The 18,291-nt window shown below is 68.6% G+C and carries 20 protein-coding genes; 12 read left to right on the plus strand and 8 right to left on the minus strand.

Features of this window, described 5'->3' with window-relative positions; all coding sequences use genetic code 11:
• Positions 1-2 precede the first annotated feature (2 nt).
• Positions 3-569, minus strand: coding sequence for a YceD family protein (locus GVV86_RS04540; RefSeq protein ID WP_159801597.1), 567 nt, complete (start codon positions 567-569; stop codon positions 3-5).
• A 202-nt stretch (positions 570-771) separates the two neighbouring features.
• Between GVV86_RS04540 and GVV86_RS04545 the strand changes: the two genes are divergently transcribed.
• The 4 genes from GVV86_RS04545 to GVV86_RS04560 are packed head-to-tail and all read left to right on the plus strand — an operon-like array spanning position 772 to position 3,873.
• A complete protein-coding gene (locus GVV86_RS04545; RefSeq protein ID WP_159801599.1) occupies positions 772-1,179 on the plus strand; it encodes a TOBE domain-containing protein in 408 nt (135 codons plus the stop codon).
• The gene (gene modA, locus GVV86_RS04550; RefSeq protein WP_246669871.1) at positions 1,176-1,997 is read left to right on the plus strand and encodes a molybdate ABC transporter substrate-binding protein; all 822 of its coding nucleotides are present in this window, start codon (positions 1,176-1,178) and stop codon (positions 1,995-1,997) included. The genes GVV86_RS04545 and modA overlap by 4 nt, the downstream gene beginning before the upstream one ends.
• 41 nt (positions 1,998-2,038) lie before the next feature.
• Positions 2,039-2,836, plus strand: coding sequence for an ABC transporter permease (locus GVV86_RS04555; RefSeq protein WP_159618578.1), 798 nt, complete (start codon positions 2,039-2,041; stop codon positions 2,834-2,836).
• On the plus strand, positions 2,836-3,873 hold the full coding sequence (locus GVV86_RS04560) for a sulfate/molybdate ABC transporter ATP-binding protein (RefSeq protein WP_159801601.1): 1,038 nt from the start codon (positions 2,836-2,838) through the stop codon (positions 3,871-3,873). Before GVV86_RS04555 ends, GVV86_RS04560 begins: the two co-directional genes overlap by 1 nt.
• A 59-nt stretch (positions 3,874-3,932) precedes the next feature.
• Here the strand turns inward: GVV86_RS04560 and coaD are convergent, their stop codons facing one another.
• Positions 3,933-4,412, minus strand: coding sequence for a pantetheine-phosphate adenylyltransferase (gene coaD / locus GVV86_RS04565; protein ID WP_159801603.1), 480 nt, complete (start codon positions 4,410-4,412; stop codon positions 3,933-3,935).
• A 70-nt stretch (positions 4,413-4,482) separates the two neighbouring features.
• Here coaD and GVV86_RS04570 point away from each other — a divergent pair, with 70 nt between their 5' ends.
• From GVV86_RS04570 to GVV86_RS04590, 5 genes are all read left to right on the plus strand, one after another.
• Entirely contained in the window at positions 4,483-5,721 is a 1,239-nt protein-coding gene (locus tag GVV86_RS04570) for an aminotransferase class I/II-fold pyridoxal phosphate-dependent enzyme (RefSeq protein ID WP_159801605.1), read from the plus strand.
• Positions 5,718-6,512, plus strand: coding sequence for a spermidine synthase (locus tag GVV86_RS04575; RefSeq protein WP_246669872.1), 795 nt, complete (start codon positions 5,718-5,720; stop codon positions 6,510-6,512). The genes GVV86_RS04570 and GVV86_RS04575 overlap by 4 nt, the downstream gene beginning before the upstream one ends.
• Positions 6,513-6,770: 258 nt before the next feature.
• Positions 6,771-7,034, plus strand: a complete 264-nt coding sequence (locus tag GVV86_RS04580) for a hypothetical protein (RefSeq protein WP_159618297.1) — start codon at positions 6,771-6,773, stop codon at positions 7,032-7,034.
• Between the two features lie 483 nt (positions 7,035-7,517).
• Positions 7,518-8,132, plus strand: coding sequence for a hypothetical protein (locus GVV86_RS04585; protein WP_159801607.1), 615 nt, complete (start codon positions 7,518-7,520; stop codon positions 8,130-8,132).
• A gap of 76 nt (positions 8,133-8,208) precedes the next feature.
• Complete coding sequence (locus tag GVV86_RS04590) at positions 8,209-8,976, plus strand: YcnI family copper-binding membrane protein (protein ID WP_159801609.1); 768 nt, start codon at positions 8,209-8,211, stop codon at positions 8,974-8,976.
• 69 nt (positions 8,977-9,045) lie between these two features.
• Here the strand turns inward: GVV86_RS04590 and rsmD are convergent, their stop codons facing one another.
• From rsmD to GVV86_RS04620, 6 genes are all read right to left on the minus strand, one after another.
• Positions 9,046-9,612: a 16S rRNA (guanine(966)-N(2))-methyltransferase RsmD gene (gene rsmD, locus GVV86_RS04595; RefSeq protein WP_159618302.1), complete on the minus strand. Its 567-nt coding sequence runs from the start codon at positions 9,610-9,612 to the stop codon at positions 9,046-9,048.
• A gap of 9 nt (positions 9,613-9,621) precedes the next feature.
• Positions 9,622-11,832, minus strand: a complete 2,211-nt coding sequence (locus tag GVV86_RS04600; protein WP_246669873.1) for an ATP-dependent DNA helicase RecG — start codon at positions 11,830-11,832, stop codon at positions 9,622-9,624.
• Positions 11,822-12,784 (minus strand): DAK2 domain-containing protein, encoded by a 963-nt coding sequence (locus GVV86_RS04605; protein WP_159618586.1) that lies wholly within the window; start codon positions 12,782-12,784, stop codon positions 11,822-11,824. The genes GVV86_RS04600 and GVV86_RS04605 overlap by 11 nt, the downstream gene beginning before the upstream one ends.
• Positions 12,785-12,806: 22 nt before the next feature.
• Positions 12,807-13,778: a thiamine-phosphate kinase gene (locus tag GVV86_RS04610; protein ID WP_246669972.1), complete on the minus strand. Its 972-nt coding sequence runs from the start codon at positions 13,776-13,778 to the stop codon at positions 12,807-12,809.
• Positions 13,779-13,903: 125 nt separating this feature from the next.
• Positions 13,904-14,941, minus strand: coding sequence for an LCP family protein (locus GVV86_RS04615; RefSeq protein ID WP_159801611.1), 1,038 nt, complete (start codon positions 14,939-14,941; stop codon positions 13,904-13,906).
• 105 nt (positions 14,942-15,046) lie between these two features.
• Entirely contained in the window at positions 15,047-15,703 is a 657-nt protein-coding gene (locus tag GVV86_RS04620) for a hypothetical protein (RefSeq protein WP_159801613.1), read from the minus strand.
• Between the two features lie 147 nt (positions 15,704-15,850).
• Here GVV86_RS04620 and GVV86_RS04625 point away from each other — a divergent pair, with 147 nt between their 5' ends.
• From GVV86_RS04625 to GVV86_RS04635, 3 genes are all read left to right on the plus strand, one after another.
• On the plus strand, positions 15,851-16,339 hold the full coding sequence (locus GVV86_RS04625) for a DUF3515 domain-containing protein (protein ID WP_159618308.1): 489 nt from the start codon (positions 15,851-15,853) through the stop codon (positions 16,337-16,339).
• A 15-nt stretch (positions 16,340-16,354) separates the two neighbouring features.
• Complete coding sequence (locus GVV86_RS04630; RefSeq protein WP_159801615.1) at positions 16,355-17,209, plus strand: SMP-30/gluconolactonase/LRE family protein; 855 nt, start codon at positions 16,355-16,357, stop codon at positions 17,207-17,209.
• 66 nt (positions 17,210-17,275) lie between these two features.
• Positions 17,276-18,291, plus strand: a 1,016-nt coding sequence (locus GVV86_RS04635; protein WP_159801617.1) for a DUF222 domain-containing protein, incomplete at its 3' end; no start/stop codon positions are given.

An 18,291-nucleotide genomic window follows, 5' to 3' on the forward strand; every position in this document is an offset into this window, starting at 1 on the left:
GACTAACTCTCTTCTCTCTCGTCTGACTCTGTACGTGGTGCCGCATCATTCTCAGCGGCAGTGCCGGTCAGCCCGGCGAGGGCAGACCAGCGAGGATCCAAAATTTCGTGATGGTGGTCGGGCTCATCGTTCAGGCGCGCTCCGCATTCGGAACACAGACCCTTGCAGTCCTCCCGGCACACCGGCTGGAACGGCAGTGAGGTAACCACCGCGTCCCTCAGCACCGGCTCGAGATCGATTGAATCGTTCTCAACCCGGTGCAGGTCTTCTTCATCTTCAGCCGGCAGCGACCCGGAGTCACCGTAGTAGAAGAGTTCCTGAATCTCCACACCGCTGGTGTATTCAAGGGGAATCAGGCACCGGCCGCATTCGCCCGATACCTCGACGTCCGCGGTTCCCGACACAAGGATTCCTTCATGAACCGCTTCCAGGCGCAGATCGAGTTCCATGTTGGAACCCTCCTGCACGCCGATGAGCGCCACCCCGAAATCCTTGGGCGCGGGTACATGTTCTTCGATTGTCCGCATGCTTCCCGGGCTGCGCCCGAGGTCTTTGACACTGAAGATCAAAGGCGAACTGAGATCGCTTTTAATGGTGACTCCTGTAGAACATATGACCGACGTATCATCTTAGCCTGAGATCTTCCTCCAGCCCAAAACGCCTCACAGCCCCTCCCGAGCCGGGCCCCCTCTGACGCGGAACGCCGGCCCCGGAGCGGAGCAAGGTGAGGACCCGTTCCTTTTCCGCATCTGAGGGTCTAGCCTCGTATCCATGCCGCATATACGGATTCGGGAGGCCGCCCAGTACCTGGCCGTCAGTGACGACACGGTCCGGCGGTGGATCGACGAGGGAACGCTGTCGAGCCGCCGCTCACCGGGCGGGGTCCTTGAGGTCGACGGCGTCGACCTCGCCCGGCTTGCCAAGTCGCGTGCCGTCACCCCGGAGGATCCCGCCGGGAACTCGAGCTCGGCCCGGAACCGGTTCGTCGGTCTGGTCACCAAGGTTACCGCCGATAAGGTCATGGCCCAGGTCGAGCTGCAGTGCGGGCCCCACCGGGTGGTGTCTCTGATGAGCGCCGAAGCCGCCCGGGACCTCGGCATCGAACCCGGCGCCGTCGCCGTCGCGGTGGTGAAGGCGACAACGGTGATCATCGAAACCCCGCAGGGGCGGCAGCAGTGAGCCCGGCCGTGCCCTCCCCCGCCGCCGGCACGCGCGCCGGCCGGAGGCGGCCGCGGCACAGGCGCGGAGGCGCCGCCGTTCTCGCCTGTGCCCTGGCCCTGACCGGCTGCGGGGGCGGCGCGGACCCGGCGAGCGGGGGCGGGGACACCCTCACGGTCTTCGCGGCGGCCTCGCTGCGGGAGGTCTTCGAATCGCTGGCCGAGGACTACGAGACCCGGAATCCGGGATCGGAGGTTGTGCTGAACTTTGCCGGCTCCTCCGACCTTGCCACCCAGATCGAGGCCGGCGCACCGGCCGATGTCTTTGCCTCCGCCGACGCATCGACCATGGAGCGGCTCGCCCAGGCCGGGCTGATCGACGGCGAGCCCGGAGAATTCGCACGGAACCGGCTGACCATCGCCGTCCCGCCGGGGAATCCCGCCGGTGTGAAGGGTTTCGCCGACCTCGCCGGCGTCCGGCTGGTCGCCTGCGCACCCCAGGTTCCGTGCGGTGCGGCGGCCGCGCGGATCCAGGAGGTCACCGGCGTGCGCCTGTCTCCCGTGAGCGAGGAATCCTCGGTCACCGAGGTGCTCGGCAAGGTGATCTCCGGCGAGGCGGACGCCGGACTCGTCTACGTCACGGACGCCCTCGCCGCGGGAGGTGAGATCGAGGCGGTGCCCATCCCGGAGGCCGCAGAAGTGCCCAACAGCTACCTGATCGGGGCCGTGGCCCCCGATGCGCCGGAGGCCGCCCAGGAGTTCATCAACTCGGCCACCGGCTCTGCCGGGCAGGCCCTCCTGCAGGAGGCGGGCTTCCAGCCGCCCGCGGACCGGCCGTGACCGGCACGCGGCCCCTGACCGGCCCGGAACGGGCGCGGACCCTGAAACCCCGCGCGGGCTTTTCCGGACTGCCTCCCTGGCTCTTCCTCGTGGCCGCGCTCGGCGCTCTGTTCATCCTGCTGCCCCTGGCCGCCGTCGTCGCACGGGTGGACTGGTCCCGCTTCCCCGAACTGGTCACCTCCGAGTCCTCGGTCGCCGCCCTGAAGCTCAGCCTGACCACCTCGGCCGCTGCCACCGCGCTCTGCATCGTGGCCGGCACCCCGATGGCTCTGGTCCTGGCCCGCAGCGCCTTTCCCGGCCAGCGGGTGCTGCGCGCGCTCGTGCTGCTGCCCCTGGTCCTGCCTCCGGTGGTCGGCGGCATCGCCCTGCTTTACACCTTCGGACGGCAGGGCCTGCTGGGCGGCACGCTCAGTGCCCTCGGGGTGGAGATCGCCTTCTCGACCACCGCCGTCGTCCTCGCCCAGACCTTCGTCGCGCTGCCCTTCCTCGTCCTCAGCCTCGAGGGGGCGCTGCGCAGCGCCGGCGGCCGGTATGAGGCGGTCGCCGCGACCCTCGGCGCCTCCCCCACCACGGTGCTGCGCCGAATCACTCTTCCCCTCGTCCTCCCCGGGCTCCTCTCAGGAGCCGTCCTGTCCTTTGCCCGGGCACTTGGGGAATTCGGAGCGACTCTGACCTTCGCGGGCTCCCTGCAGGGCGTCACGCGGACCCTGCCGCTGGAGATCTACCTCCAGCGGGAGACCGACCCCGACGCCGCCGTCGCGCTCTCGCTCGTGCTGGTGGCCGTCGCCGTCCTCGTCGTCGGCCTGGCGCACCGGTCCTCGGCCCCGGCGGTGCGCTGATGGGATTCGCCCTGCAGGCCGCGGTTCATGCCCGCGGGTTCGACGTCGCACTGTCGATGGGCGACGGCGAAACGCTCGCCGTGCTGGGCCCAAACGGGGCAGGAAAGTCCACGCTGCTCGCCCTCGCCGCCGGGCTCCTGCGGGCCGACACCGGGAGTGCGGAGCTCGACGGGCGGAGCCTGTTCGGCCCGCGCTCCTTCCTCCCGCCCCACCGCCGCGGGGTCTGCCTGCTGCCGCAGGACCCCCTCCTCTTCCCCCACCTGAGCGTGCTCGACAATGTCGCGTTCGCGCCGCGGAGCGCCGGGGAATCGAGGGTTGCTTCCCGCGCGTCGGCACGGGGGTGGCTGGCCGAAGTCGAGGCCTCCGAGCTAGCCGACAAGCGCCCGGGACAGCTCTCGGGAGGCCAGGCGCAGCGGGTAGCCGTGGCCCGGGCCCTGGCGGCCCGCCCGTCCCTGCTGCTGCTTGACGAGCCGCTCGCCTCCATCGACGCCGCCGCCGCTCCCGGCCTGCGGCGGATGCTGCGGCGGGTTCTGGCAGGGCGGAACGCGGTGATCGTCACCCACGATCTTCTCGATGCGCTGATCCTCGCGGACAACGTCACGGTGCTGGATGAGGGCAGAATCGCCGAGACCGGCAGCACCCAGTCGGTATTGGAGCGGCCCCGGAGTTCCTTCGCCGCCGGCCTGGCCGGCCTCAATTTCGTTCCGGGCACCTCCGTGCCGTCGGGGCTGGTCGATGCCGCCGGACGCCGCCTTGAGGCGGTCTCCGAGACTCCACTGCCCGCTGGGGTTCCCGCCGCCGCGGTGTTCAGCCCGCGGGCGGTCTCGGTGTTTCCCGCGGCACCCGCCGGAAGCCCCCGCAACGTCCTTCGGGTGTCGGTGACGGACCTGGAGCCGCACGGGGAGTTCGTCACGGTGCGGGCGGGGCACCTCAGCGCGGAAATCAGCACCTCCGCCGCGGCCGAACTGGACCTGGTTCCCGGCTCCGAGGTGTGGTTCACCGTCAAGGCGACGGCGGTGACGCTGTACCCGCTCTAGGCACCCTGCGGCCGGTGCCGAAGCGGGTGCTCCTCTGTGCGCGCCGTTCTGCCTGCCCGCTAGGAGGCGGTGGGTCGAGCCATGCGGTCCAGAACGGTGCCGGGCACATACGCGGAAATGTCCCCTCCCAGGGAGGCGACTTCCTTCAGCAACGTTGATGAAACGTGGAGGAAGCTGCTCTCTCCGGGCAGGTAGACGGTTTCCACACCGGTCAGCTTCCGGTTCATCGTTGCCATGGGCAGCTCGTAGTCGAGATCGTGGCTTGAGCGCAGGCCCTTGACGATCGCAACGGCACCGCGGTCGCGGCAGAACTCCGCCAGCAGGCCGTGACCCATGAACTCCACGGTGACCCCCGGCAGGTGGGCGAGCGCCTCGCCCGTGATCTCCAGCCGCTCCTCGAGCGTGAAGCGGTACTTCTTGGAGTAGTTCGTGGACACGGCCACCACCACCTCGTCAAAAAGACCGGCGGCACGCGTGATCACCTCCACATGACCGTTGTGGATGGGGTCGAAGGATCCGGGGCAGACGACTCGGCGCATACTCCTAAACTACCCACCCGGTCCGCCGGCCAGAGGCTCCCGCCACGCTGGAGCGGTAATACTTGTCCCTATGACGTCCTCCTTTTCCTCCCCCGGCCGCTCCGCGCAACAGGCGGCAGAACCCTGGCAGCGGACGGCCCTCGGCGCCAACCTGCTGGGCCCGGACGGCGCGCTGGGCGTCACGATCTTCGAGGAGATCACCGCCCTGGCCGCCGCTCACGGGGCGATCAACCTCGGTCAGGGTTTCCCCGACGAGGACGGCCCGCCCGAAATCCTTGAGGCGGCCCGCGCGGCGATCGCCGCCGGGGCCAATCAGTACGCTCCGGGGCGCGGCGTGCCCGAACTGCGCGCAGCGGTCGCGTCCCACCAGGAGCGGTTCTATGGGCTGACCCCCGATCCCGAGACGGGCGTCCTTGTCACCACCGGCGCCACCGAGGCGATCGCGGCCGCCGTCCTCGCTTTCGCCGGGCCGGGCGATGAGGTCCTGACCTTTGAACCGTTCTATGACTCCTACGGAGCCGTCATCGGCCTCTCCGGAGCACGCCACACCACCGCACCGCTGCGGGCCCCGGACTTCCAGCCCGATCTGGAGGCCCTCGAGGCGGCAATGAGCAGCCGGACTCGAATGCTGCTGCTCAACAACCCCCACAACCCCACCGGTTCGGTCTTCACCCGGGAGGCGCTCACCCGGATCGTCGAACTGGCCGTGCGCCACGACGTCCTGCTGGTGACAGACGAGGTGTATGAACACCTGACCTTCGGCGGCACGCATATCCCGGTGACGTCCCTGCCCGGGGCCGCCGAGCGGACCCTGACCATTTCCTCGGCAGGCAAAACGTTTTCCGTCACCGGCTGGAAGGTCGGCTGGCTGACCGGCCCTGCGGACCTCGTGGCCCGCGTGCGCACCGTCAAATCCTTCCTGACCTACAGCTCCGGGATGCCGTTCCAGGGCGCCGTCGCCCGAGGACTGGGCCTGCCCGACGCCTACTTCACGAGGATCGCCGAGACCCTGCTGCGGAAGAAGGACCTGCTGTCCTCCGGGCTGGCGGCAGCCGGGTTCCGGGTCCATGCCTCTCAGGGCACCTACTTCGTCCTCGCCGACTGCGCCCCGCTCGGGGTGGTGGACGCGATCGACCTGGCCCGCCGGCTGCCGGCGCTGGTGGGTGTCGCTGCGATTCCCGTGCCGGTCTTCTGCCACCCGGAGGGAGCCGAGCGCACGCGGTCCCTGCTCCGCTTTGCCTTCTGCAAGAAGTCGGAGATCCTCGAGGATGCCGCCGGGCGCCTGGCCTCTCTGCCGGGGAAGCTGTGACCGCTGACGGCTCGGTGCCCACCCGCTGGCTGCGCGGGGTGGGTGCCCACGCGGAGATCGACGAGGATGCCTTCCTCGACGGCGCCTACATCCTCAGCATCGGCGGAGCACAGCAGTCCCACGTCAACCTCGCCGAGCCCGGCCAGGTGTTCTATGAATACCTCCGCCGGATCGCCAATGTGATCGATGTCGTCCGCCCGCCCGGGGAACCCCTCCGGGTGCTCCACCTCGGGGCCGGCGCACTGACCCTCGTGCGGTACGTTCAGGCGACCCGGCCCGGCTCCGCGCAGACCGCGGTGGAGCTTGAGCGTGAACTCCTCGACTTCGTCCTTGAGCACCTTCCCCTGCCCGCGGGGACGAAGTGCCGTTTTGTTCTCGACGACGCGGCGGCGGCGCTCGACGGGCTGCCCACGGCGGGTTTCGATGCCATCGTTCTTGACGTCTTCGCCGGAGCGGACGCCCCTGCCCACCTCACCGAGGCACCGTTCTACCGGCGGCTCCTTGAGCTTGCGGCACCCGGCGGCGTCGTCCTGGTCAATGTGGGCGATGATCCGCCGCTCGCCTTCGCCCGGAGGCAGGTCCGCACCCTGGCACAAGAGGCGCAGGGCATCGCCGCGCTGGGCGAAACGGCGATGTTCACCGGCCGCTATCCGGGCAATATCGTCATCGCCGCGCTTCGAGAGCCGTGGCCCGCGGATTGGACCGGCCGCCTGCTCGCCGCAGGCCCCCACCCGGCCGCCGTGCTGGCCGGTCCGGACCTCGACGCCTTCGCTTCGGGGACTGGTGGCTGAAGCGCGGTCCCGCCCGGCCGCGGCACGGCGGATCCGCCCAAAGGGGGTAGCAACGCCGGGCCGCCATCGGTTCAATGTGTGCTCCACCCGGGGCACCACCTGTCGATGGCGAGAAATGTCCCAAGATGGTTTGATGGAGCAAGCGGGCGATCCGCTGCCATCCAAGGCTGGCCTCCCAAGGGAGAATGCGGTCGTGATGGATCGTCAATCGGTGCCCCGGGCTCACACCCGAAAGCCCGAGTGAAGGAAATTACCTATATGAATGAAGCAAGCGCGAATGAGTCAAGCCGGATGGCTCCCGAGGAAAACTTCCCGGAAGACCTCACCGTCCTTGACGGCAGTGAAGTAGCAGTCCTCAACAGCAGGGTCCACCGGGCCATTGACTCCGAGTACATCGAGTTCGGCCTCCCCGACCCTGAATCGCAGGCACGCCTTGCCGAGCTGACCGAAGAGCTCGACCGCCGGGACGAAACAGGTGCTCGAACGGCGTCAGCCGCGAAGGACCAGGCAGCCGGCGCGTAGCAGCAGTTCCCGGCACACAAGGTGATCGGCATCAGGGTCAAGCAGCGGCCCGAATGTCCCTCCCCCGCCCCCCCAACGTCCCGGCCATTCCCCACCGCCGTCGACGCCGCCTCTCACAGGCGCTCCCTCGTCTCCACGCCGCATTCCGCCGCATCCCGTACCGTCTCCCACGCCGGAGTTGCCTTAGGTCCGATGCGCGCGGTAATTCCGAGGCCCCCGCCCGGCCGGCCCACCCCCGTTCTCCCCGGCCCCACCAGCCCGTCTCCTGCCCCCATTCCGGCTGACTTACTCACGGTTTCCCCTCGAGTCCCATCCTTTGGCCGAGTGACGGCGAATACAGGTCGACCCGGCGAAGTAACCGGGAGCACGCCCTTACGATGAAAGGGCGGAATGTCCGTTCGTCTCCGCCCCGGCCCTGCCCAGTCAGGAACGAACACACGGGTTAGGTGCGGATAAGAAGCGGCGAGCAGACCAGGAGGCAGAGTGAGCGCACCGGCCGGGTCCCGCTTCGTCCGCTCCTCCGTGGTCGCTGCCCTGATCCTGTTGTTGAGCACGTGCTCCCACCTGATCGGCGGAGGCACCCTTCCCGGCCCTGCGATCCTGCTCCTGCTCGCCGCCCTTGTCCTGGCGGCAGTCACGGCCGTCTCCAGACGTGCCCTGTCCTTCCCCGCGCTGGCCGCAGTCCTGCTCTCCGGGGAACTGGCACTCCACACCGCTCTCACCGCACTGACGGGCGGCCAGGCCTGCGCGGGCGCATCACCGGTGCAGCACCACGCACCGGCAGCGGTGGGTTGCCAGCCGCTGACCGGGCAGCTTGCGGAGTCGGTGGAGCCCGGTGGCACGGCGATGCTGGTGGCACACGCCTGCGCGGCGGCGCTCCTCGCCCTCCTCATCTCAAAGGGCGAGGCGGCGCTCGAACTACTGGCCGCATGGCTGCGCCCGCTGACCGGCACGCTCGAGGCGGCCTCGGTCGTTCCCCCGCACGCCCGCGGGAGTGTCGCCGCGCAGCCGGCGCCGCGCCTGCGCCGGCGCGACGCGTCGGTGCCGCCGCTGCGAGGGCCGCCGGCGGAGTCCGCGCTGCCCCTCCTGCCTGCCTGAAGAGCGGTTGGAGCTGCGGCGCCCCGAGCGTCCTCCATCCCCGCCGGACAGAGATCCGGCTCCCGAAAGGCACATCATGACAACTTCTACCTTCCTCACGCGCGCCCTCTGCACCGGTACGGCCACCGTCGGCCTGATGGCCCTAGGTGCAGGGGCGGCACTGGCCCACGTGACGGTGGCGCCAACCAACACCACTGAAGGCGGATACTCCCAGCTGACCTTCAGCGTTCCCAACGAGTCCGAAACCGCCGGGACCAACAAGGTCGAGGTAGCCCTTCCCGCCGAGACCCCGTTCACGGCGGTCCGGGTCAAGCCGCTCGAGGGCTGGACGGCCGAGGTGATGCGGGGTGAGCTTCCCGAGCCGGTCACGGCCGAGGACGGCGTCACCCTCACCGAGGCACCGCTCTCCGTCGTCTGGACTGCGGAGGAGGGGGCGGAGATCTCCCAGAACGAATACCAGACCTTCTCCATCTCCGTGGGGCAGCTTCCGGCGGCGGGGACAGTGGTGAACCTTCCCGCGACGCAGCACTACACAGACGGCTCAACCCGGGCCTGGGACGAGCCGGCCGCAGAAGGCGAGGAGGAGCCCGAAAGCCCCGCCCCCGCCTTCACCACGACGGCCGCCGAGGAAGGCTCCGGGCACGGGGCTGCGCACTCGGCCGGAGCCGGCGGCGCCTCGGGGGACGATGAGCTCGAACCTGCGGCAGCGGCCGAACCGGCAGGGTCCTCGGCGGGCTCGGCCGCAGGCTGGGTCGGCCTGGGCGCCGGCCTGCTCGGCCTGGCAGCCGGAGGAACCGCGCTCCTTCGCACCCGCCGGATGACGGAGGACCGCCGGACGCCGTAGGCGCGCCGGCGTCGAAATACGGAAGCGCTTCCTGCAGCACCGGACGGTGCTGCCGGGAGCGCTTCTAACTTAGGCGGGTTCCGCGAACCACAGGCGCGTCTCCCCGTACTTTTTCTCCGCGAACCGCTCAAGGCCCTCAGGCCAGTGCGGTTCCGGGGAGCGCGCGGAGCGTTCCAGCACGACGACGGCGCCCTGCGAGAGGTGCGGCACGAGCGAGGTGAGGATGGCCCCCAGCGGAGCGTCCTGGAGCGGATACGGCGGATCGAGGAACACCAGGTCCCAGCTGAGGTCCTCCGCGGCCCGGTCGAGGTAGGTTTCCACCTTCGTCCGGTGCACCCGGGCGGCCGTCCACCCCAGCACACGGTTGACCAGATCCGCATTCCTCTGCGCCACCGCGGCGGGCTTCTCCGCTGACTCCACAAGGTCCACGGTGGCCGCTCCCCTGCTGGCGCTCTCGACACCGAGGGACCCCGAACCCGCGAAGAGGTCGAGCACGTGGGCGCCGTGGATGGCGTTATACGCCTCAAGCCGCGAAAACAGGGCTTCCTTGACCCGGTCCGTGGTGGGTCGGGTCCCGGTCCCCGGCACGCTGGTGAGGGTTGAGCCGCCGGCGGCTCCGGCGATGATGCGCGTCATGCTTTCACTCTAACCGCGTTCCAGGAAGGCTTCCTTTTCGGGGTTGAGGTACAGCTCGATGGCGAGGGCGAGCCCGGGGTACTCGGTCAGGTCCGGATCGGCCAGCACGACGTCCTGCGCGTCCGCGCGTGCCTTTTCGATCAGGGCAGCATGCTGGATCACCTTGAGGAACCGCAGCGCCGAGTGGCCGCCGGACTGGGAGGCGCCGAGGATATTGCCCTCGCGCCTGAGCTCGAGGTCCTTCTGCGAGAGCTCGAACCCGTCCGTCGTCGACGCGACGGCGGCCAGGCGCTCCCTGCTTGGGTGGTCCGGCTCGAGCCTGGTGACCAGCAGGCAGGTTCCCGCGTGGCCGCCTCGGCCCACCCGTCCGCGCAGCTGGTGAAGCTGGGAGATGCCGAAGCGGTCGGCGTCCATGATGACCATGAGCGTCGCGTTCGGCACGTCGACGCCCACCTCGATAACAGTGGTGGCGACCAGCAGCTGCAGGGCGCCGTCGTTGAAGCGCGCCATGACGTCGGCCTTGTCGGCCGGGTCCATGCGCCCGTGGAGCATCCCGATCGAGACCCCGCGCAGCTGGGGTGCCTCCTGAAGGGACTCGAAGAGTTCGGTGACGCTGGTGAGGTCCGACGCCGGAGCCGCCGCTCCTGCCGGCTGATACAGCTCCAGCGCCGTGGGGTCGTCCTCCTGGCCCGCGGAGTCCCCGATCTTCGAGCACACGACGTAGACCTGCCTCCCGGCGTCGATCTCCTCACGGGCTCGCGACCAGATCCGGTCGATCCACGCAGGGTGCTCTGCCAGGCCCACCTCGTGGGTGGTGATGGGAGACCTGCCTGCGGGCAGCTCGGAGAGGGTCGACACCTCAAGGTCCCCGAAGACGGTCATGGCAACGGTGCGGGGAATCGGGGTGGCTGTCATGACGAGGACGTGGGGTGAGGCGGAGGCCTTGGAGCGTAGGGAATCGCGCTGCTCGACGCCGAAGCGGTGCTGCTCATCGACGACGATCAGGCCAAGGTCAAAGAACTGCACGTTCTCTGACAGGAGCGCGTGGGTCCCGATGATGATGCCCGCCTCCCCCGAGGCGGCCTCGAGCATCGCACGACGCCGCTGAGCGGTGGGCAGGGACCCGGTCAGGAGCACCACCCGGGTGCCGTCCGCGGCGCCGCCGAGCATCCCGCCCTCGGCCAGGGGCCCAAGCGTCCGGGTGATCGACTGGTAGTGCTGCGCGGCAAGGACCTCGGTGGGCGCCAGGAGCGCCGCCTGGCCCCCGGCGTCGATGACCTGGAGCATGGCCCGCAGCGCCACGAGGGTCTTCCCGGATCCGACCTCGCCCTGGAGGAGCCGGTTCATCGGATGGTCCCGGGCCACTTCCGCGGCGAGGGTGTCCCCTACCTCCTGCTGTCCCCGGGTGAGGGTGAACGGAAGCCGGGCATCGAACTGATCCAGCAGGCCGCCCGCCTGCGGCGGCCTGCTGGTGGCCTCCTCCCGGGCGGTGAGGGCCCTGCGGCGCACGAGGGCCGACTGGAGCACGAACGCCTCCTGGTAGCGGAAGCGGTGCTGGGCGCGGTAGGCCTCCTCGATGACGGTGGGCCGGTGGATCAGCTCGTACGCCTGGGGCAGGGTCATCAGCTTTTCCCTGCGGGCGACGGCCTCGGGCACCGGATCGTTGAGCTGTTCCCTGTCAAAGGTGTCAAGGATGGTGCCCACCGCGAGCGCGATCCGTTCGCTGCTGACCTTCTCGGCGGCGGGATAGACGGGAATCGGTTGGTTGATGTAGTCCGGGTCGTCGTCGTCCTCAAGCAGGACGTAGCTGGGATTGGTGAGGGAAAGCTTGCTGCGGTACACCGTCACCTTGCCCGAGAACATGGCGCGGACGCCCGGACGCAGGTCCTTCTCGGCCTTGTACCCATTGAAGTAGGTGAGATTCATGCCACCGAGGCGGCCGTCGGCGTCGTCCGTGATGACGACCTCGAGCAGCATCCCCTTGCGGGTGTGCATCCTCCGCGAGTTTGCCGACTGGACCCGCGCGATGAGGGTGACTTCCACGTCGACGGGCACGTCGGCAATGGGGGTGAGTTCGCCGCGCTTGAGGTAATTGCGCGGGAAGTGGTTGAGCAGCTGGCCCACAGTGAAGAGATTGAGGTGTTTCGCCAGCAGCTTGGCCAGCGACCCAAGGCGACGATCCAGCGGAACATCGAATTCCGCCTGCAACCTACTGTCCATGGCCCTCAAGGACCGGCTCTCCGGCGGCGTCGTCGTCCGACGAGGAGAGCTGGGTGAGCGAGATGTTGTCGGGGTTTCCGGCCTCGTGGATTAGCTTGAGGGCGGGCTCGGGATCGACGACATGCACGTGGACGCGCCAGCGGTAGCCCTCCTCGACCTCGGTGACGGCGCTCATGATGACGGAATCGCCCAGCTCGTCAAGGTGCAGCCGGAGCGTGGCGGCGTCGAGCGGGCTGAGGTTCATCGTGAACATGATCTCCACCCCGTCGGTGTCGGCTCCGCCGTGGATGTGGGGTGCTTGGATGTCGTAGCCGTGGAGTCCGTCGAGCAGTTCGTCCTGCAGTTCCTCGCCCAGGGACGCGGCGCGCAGGGCGTCGAGGATGAGCAGGAAGCCAACGCCTCCGGCGTCGACCACACGCGCCTCGGTGAGGGCCCCAAGCTGGCTTTCGGTATCGACCACAGCTGCGAGTGCGCACTCGACGGCGGCCTGCAGGGTCAGGGCGAGCGCATGGTTGCTCTCGTCGGTCTCATGCTCGCCTGCCGTCTTGGCCGCTCCGTGGGCTGCGGCCTCAAGCACGGAGAGCATCGTGCCGGGCACGGGGTCGCTCAGGGCGGACCAGCTGCGGATCTGCGCCCGGTGCATTGCGGCGGCGAGGAGGCGGGAGGTGAGCCGGGTGGTTCCCTTCAGCGGCTCAGCGACGGCACTCAGGAAGACGGCGATGAGGGTGCCGGAGTTGCCGCGGGCGTCCTCCATGGCGGCCCGGCCTGCGATGGCCAGCAGCTCACCGAGGTCGGTGGTTTCGGCGTCGTGCACCGCCCGGGCGGCAGCGCACACGGTGAGGTACAGGTTGGTGCCGGTGTCGCCGTCTGCGACCGGGAAAATGTTGATGGCGTTGAGGCGGTCGCTGTGATTGCCGAGGGACTCTTCGGCGTTGCTCAACCATCGCTTCATCGCTGTCGCGTTCGCGGTGATCTTAGTGTGCAAAGTGATCCCATCCGATCGAAGCCGGAGCCTGCAACCCAACCGTCACACGGGGCGTCCCTGCCGATATCGAGCCTACCGCAGTAAAACGGGAAGGAAGCGTAATTTCCGGGCCGAAGACCGCCAGTAGACCGTGATCCTCGCCTCCGCCGAGTACCCACTCCAGGGGATTTTTTCCGAGCAGGCACCCCGCCGTCCGGAGGGGTTCAGCGAGCCCGCGCAGCACCTCCGGGTCGAAGTCGATGGCGACCGAACTGGCCCTGGCGATCCGGCCGGCGTCGCGGATGAGACCGTCGGAAATGTCGAGCATGGCACGGGCACCGGTCCGCGCGGCTTCCGGCCCGGCCTCAAGGGGCGGCTCGGGGCGGCACTGGGTGGCGATGAGGCCCAGCTCCTCCTCGCCGAGGTCTTCAAGGGCGGTTCCCGACTCGAGCAGGGCGAGGCCGGCGGCAGCCCGGCCTGCGGTCCCCGCGAGCGCGACGACGTCGCCGGGTTGGGCGCCTGAGCGCAGGACCGGGGCGCGCCCCTCAAGCGTGCCAGTCACCGCGGCTGTCACCACGATTTCGGTGCCGCCGCCCAGATCGCCACCGATGACGCCGCAGCCGGTGGCCCCCAGCTGCTCGATCGCGTCGGTCAGGCCGTCGGCGAGGGCCTCGACCCACTCCACGGGAACGTCACCGGGCAGGGTAAGGCTGACCACCATAGACGTGGCCCGGGCGCCCATGGCGTTGATGTCGCTGAGGTTTTGGGCGGCACACTTCCAGCCGACGTCGTACCCGGTCGTCGCGAAGCCGTTCTCGCGCAGCAGGCGGAAATCCTTGTCCTGGACCAGGGTGTCGATGGAAATCACGGTGCGCCCGTCGGGAGCGGCGAGTACGGCTGCGTCGTCGCCGGGGCCCACCACTGCTGTTTCCGCCTGCGCGAGGCGCGGGAAGATGCGTTCAAGCAGGGCGGACTCGCTCAACTCTCCGACTGTAAGTGGCACTGTTCCACCGTAAGGGGTGATGGTGACGATTCCGTGAATGGGTACTAGCTGACGGGTGCGCCGGAGGAGGTTCTTGATACCGGAAGCCGGTTCAGAGAGCTCCGCTACGGCGATCCGGAGAAGAGCGGGAGCGACCCCAGCGAATCGTTGCTTAGCGCTTCAGCCACCTGGGCGATCCCGGCTTCATCCTTAACCACGATCGACTGCCCGTCGGCCGAGGTCCCAGTGCCCAGGGTCGGGAGGGTCGAGAACTTCACGTCTCCTGACCGGACGTTGCGGAGCGACACGGCTAGGCCACCAATGGCCGCCGCATCGAGGTCTTCGTCAACGCTGACGTACGGGGAGATTTTGGATACGACGTTCGCGACTTTTCCGGGATCGGTCAATGTGTCGGCGCTGAGGACTTCACCGAGCACTGCCTTCACAAACGCCTGCTGATTCCTGACGCGTTGGTAGTCCCCATCGGAGAAGGCATACCGTTCGCGGACGAATTTCAGGGCAGACTCACCCTGGAGCGTGACCGGCCCCTGTGCGAAGAACTCGCCGTCGGCACCGCTGGATTGGAAGGCTACGGGGTTGTTGACCTCAACGCCGCCCAGCGCATCGGTCAAGCCCTTGAATCCTTCGAAGTCGATGATTGCAACGTGGTCGACGGGAGCATCGAGAAGAGTCTCCACAGTCTCAACCACCAGGGGCATTCCCCCGAGTGCAATCGCCGAATTGATTTTATTTTCGCCGTGCCCCGGAATCTCCGTCCAGGTATCGCGAAGGATCGACATGACGAAGATGTCATTCCGATCGGCGGGAATGTGCATCAGCATCATCGTGTCGGAGCGTCCATCGGAGCCTGTTTGGTCCGGAGCCACACCTGCGGCACGCGAATCGCTCCCGAGGAGAAGGATATTGAGGGAGCCCTCCGCCGTCGGCTCAAGCGAGGGCCGCTCACCTGTGGGGAACACAGAGTCAATGGTGTCGCTCTTCGAGTTGAACGTGTTCGCGAGGTTGAAGAGGTAGCCGCCGGCGACAACCGCAGCGACTACAACCAGCCCCGCCAGAAGCAGCAGGGTGAGGCGGACCGGGTGCTTCTTCTTTGGCCGCGCTCTCGAAACGACAGATTCGTGCTCAAAATCGTACCCGGACACCGCACATCCCCTCACCCTCAAGGCCAGCCCTCATGCTACCGGCAGGGATGCGAACAGGGTGACTTAAGGGGCAGCGTCGAGGGGTCGCCCGCCCGAACTCCGGCCTCAGGACCCGGCCCGGCGCCGCCGCACTCCGACGACGATCGTTGCGATCGCCGCGAGCAGCACCAGCGCTCCGACCGCCCACACCAGGGGTGCCCGCGAAGAGGCGAGTTCCGCCTCCACGGCTTCGGGTGATGCCGACGGGGTCGGCCTGCTCGTCGGTGTTTCGGTCGGTGTCGGGGAGGTCGACGGCACAGGCGCCTCAACCGTTGGGGCGGGAGCAGAAGGCGTGGCCGGGGCGGGTGTTTCGGACGCGGTCGGCGTCGGCGTCGCTGACGGCTTCGGCGTCGGCGTGGGTTCCGGCGAGGCGGGGGCTTGATGATCGACCTCGGTCACCTCGCCGGTGGTCTTGTTATACAGCAGGTTCGTGTAGATCAGCGACCCCGGAAGCAGCAGGTATCCGGTGGTCGGCTCAATCAGGTATCCGGTCGGCGGATGGATCAGGTAGCCCGTATAGCTGTCGATGGCGAACCCGGTGGCCGGGTCGATCTTTGGTGACGGGTCCGGTGCGGGAACCGGCGGAGCGGGTTCGTGAAACTGGCCGTTGGGCGGGGGCTGCTGCTGGGAGGTTGCCAGGACGGGGTTGACCCCCGCCATTGCCAGCAGTCCGAGTGTGAGGGCTGCTGTCGCTGAACGACGCATAACTGATTGTGAGACCATCTGACTTCCCTGATCGCTTGGACGGGCCCGCCGTTGCCGTGCCGGAACCGGTGGCGCCGTCCGTCCCTGAACGAAGCCTACTGCCCGGCAGGCGCGGGCCGGGGCCGCCGTGCCGCGTGTCGGTGAAGGAGCTATTAGGGTTGAAGCATGCCTTCTCTTACTCGGTTCCTGCGCAGTGCGGTGCCGCTTGCGGCGGTGCTCGTGGGAACGGCCGCCTGCGCACCCGTTGTCGATGTCGATCCCGCCGCGGACGCCCAGAACCCTGCGTGTGCCGAGGTGATGGTCGCCCTGCCGCCGGACGTGGCCGAGCACTCGCAGCGGGAAACGAACAGCCAGGCAACCTCCGCCTGGGGCAACCCATCAAAGGTGGTGCTGCGCTGCGGCGTCGAAGTGCCCGGACCCACCACCGATGCCTGCGTCTCAGTCAACGACATCGACTGGGTGCTCAGTGAGGGCGAGACGGCCTGGACCGCCACCACCTACGGGCGCGAACCGGCCGTCGAGGTGCTTTTCGACCCCGAGGAGGTCGCTTCAAGCACAGTCCTGGTGCAACTAGGCGACCCCGTGTCCAAAATTGACCAGACGCGGAAGTGCATTAGCATTTCCGACCAACTCGACCTGCCGGCTGACGGCTGAGGATGACGGGTGGCGATGAAAGCCGAACAGCTCACTGACCCCTGCACTTACCACGGCGAGGGGGCGTATTGGGACGCCCGAAGCCGGTCGCTGTTGTTTGTCGACATGTTGGAAGGCGACGTGCTCGTGCGGAGCGCCGACGGCTCCCTGGCGCGCCACTCGGTCGATGCAAAGGTGGCGGCGGTGATCCGTGGGCGCGAGTCCGGCGGATACGTCATCGGCGTGGAAAAGGGGTTCGCCTTCGCCGATGCGGACTTCAGGGTCACCCCGGGCCCGGTGGCCTTTGACGACCCGGCAATCCGGATGAACGAAGGCGGTTGCGACCCCCGCGGGCGCTTCCTCTGCGGCTCGATGGCGTGGGAGGGCGACTTTGGGGCCGGCACCTTGTTCAGTCTTGACTCGGACCACTCCATCTCGACGGTGCTGCGCGGGGTGACCACCTCAAATGGACTGCATTGGAATCCGGCGGGCGACACCGCGTTCTATTCGGACACCCCAACCCAGCGCATTGACGCGCTGGATTACGACCTACCTACGGGCCGGATCAGCGGCCGGCGCACCTTCGCCGAAGTAGACCCGGAGCTGGGCTCCCCCGACGGCATGGCCATCGACGAGGACGGCGGGCTGTGGGTTGCCCTCTACGGCGGCTCGGCCGTAGCGCACTACGACTCCGACGGCGTCCTTCGCGGGACGGTCGAGGTTGGCGCCTCCCAGGTGACGTCGTGCGCGTTCGGCGGGGACGACCTCGGCACCCTCTACATCACGACATCGCGCCAGAACCTCGAGCCTGGCGCCGAGCCGGCAGCGGGTGCGCTTTTCGCGGTGGAAGCCGGTGTGAAGGGCGCACCGCTCCCTCTATTTTCCGGCTAGTTTCCGGCTCGTCCTCCTTCTGGTTGTTGGGCGAAGAATGTCGGTGGGGGATGACATTCTTGGGTTATGGAAAGGGCAGGCTCCCTCGATTCGGGGGTGGATCCCCCAGCGCAGGACCCCGGGTGGCTTGAGGCGGCCGCGGAGATCCTCGGTGCCGGGTTCCTCACCGGCGGCGCCCCGGACACCGCCGGGCTCGATGAGGCGATCGGCGGGCTGCAGGCCATGGCGCGGCTGAAGAACTGGGCCGATGCCCAGACCGTGAGGTTCACCGAGCGGGTCCGGATCCTCACCGAAGAACACCTCCAGGAACGCGGCATGCAGGCCGGCTCCCTGGCCGATACCCTGGCCGCCTCGGAGGTCGCCTGCGCCCTGCGGATCCCCGAGCGCACCGCCGGGTCCCTGATCCAGCACGCCTTCGTGCTCACCGGACATCTCCCTGCGACCCTCGAGGCCCTGGAAACCGGGGCCATCTGCTGGCGGCACGCGCTCACCCTGGTCGATGAGTGCGCCGGGATCCCGGACTTCGCCCTGCCCTACTTCGAGCAGAAACTTCTCCCCGTCGCGAAGGATACGACGGCCGCGCGGCTGGCGTATCGGGCCCGCCGGCTGCGTGCGGAGATGCATCCGGAGGCCATCAGCAAGCGGACCCAGTCGGCGCAGACGAACCGTCGGGTGGAGTTCCACCCCGACGACGACGGGATGGCCTGGCTGAACGTGTACCTACCGGCGGAAAAGGCAGTGGCCATCGACGGGCGCCTGACCCGGCTCTCCCGGGCGCTGCAGTGCCCCGAGGAAACCCGGACCCTCACCCAGCTGCGCACCGACGTCCTCACCGACCTGCTCACCCACACCTGCCCCGGCCCCGCAAACACCGCATCCCTTCCCGCGGGTGCCGCCGGAGCGGGCAGTGCAGATGCGGCCCGGGCGGGCGCGGGCAGCGCAGATGCGGACGGTACGGGTAGGGTTCCGGGCCGGCCGGTTGAGCCCCACGGGTGGAACGGGATCCAGGCCCAGGTGCACGTCACCGTCCCGGTGCTGACCTTGCTCGATGTCGATGACGCCCCCGGCGAACTCGAAGGCTA

Origin of the sequence: Arthrobacter zhaoguopingii (genome assembly GCF_009828595.1) — a bacterium.
Classification (GTDB): domain Bacteria; phylum Actinomycetota; class Actinomycetes; order Actinomycetales; family Micrococcaceae; genus Arthrobacter_D; species Arthrobacter_D zhaoguopingii.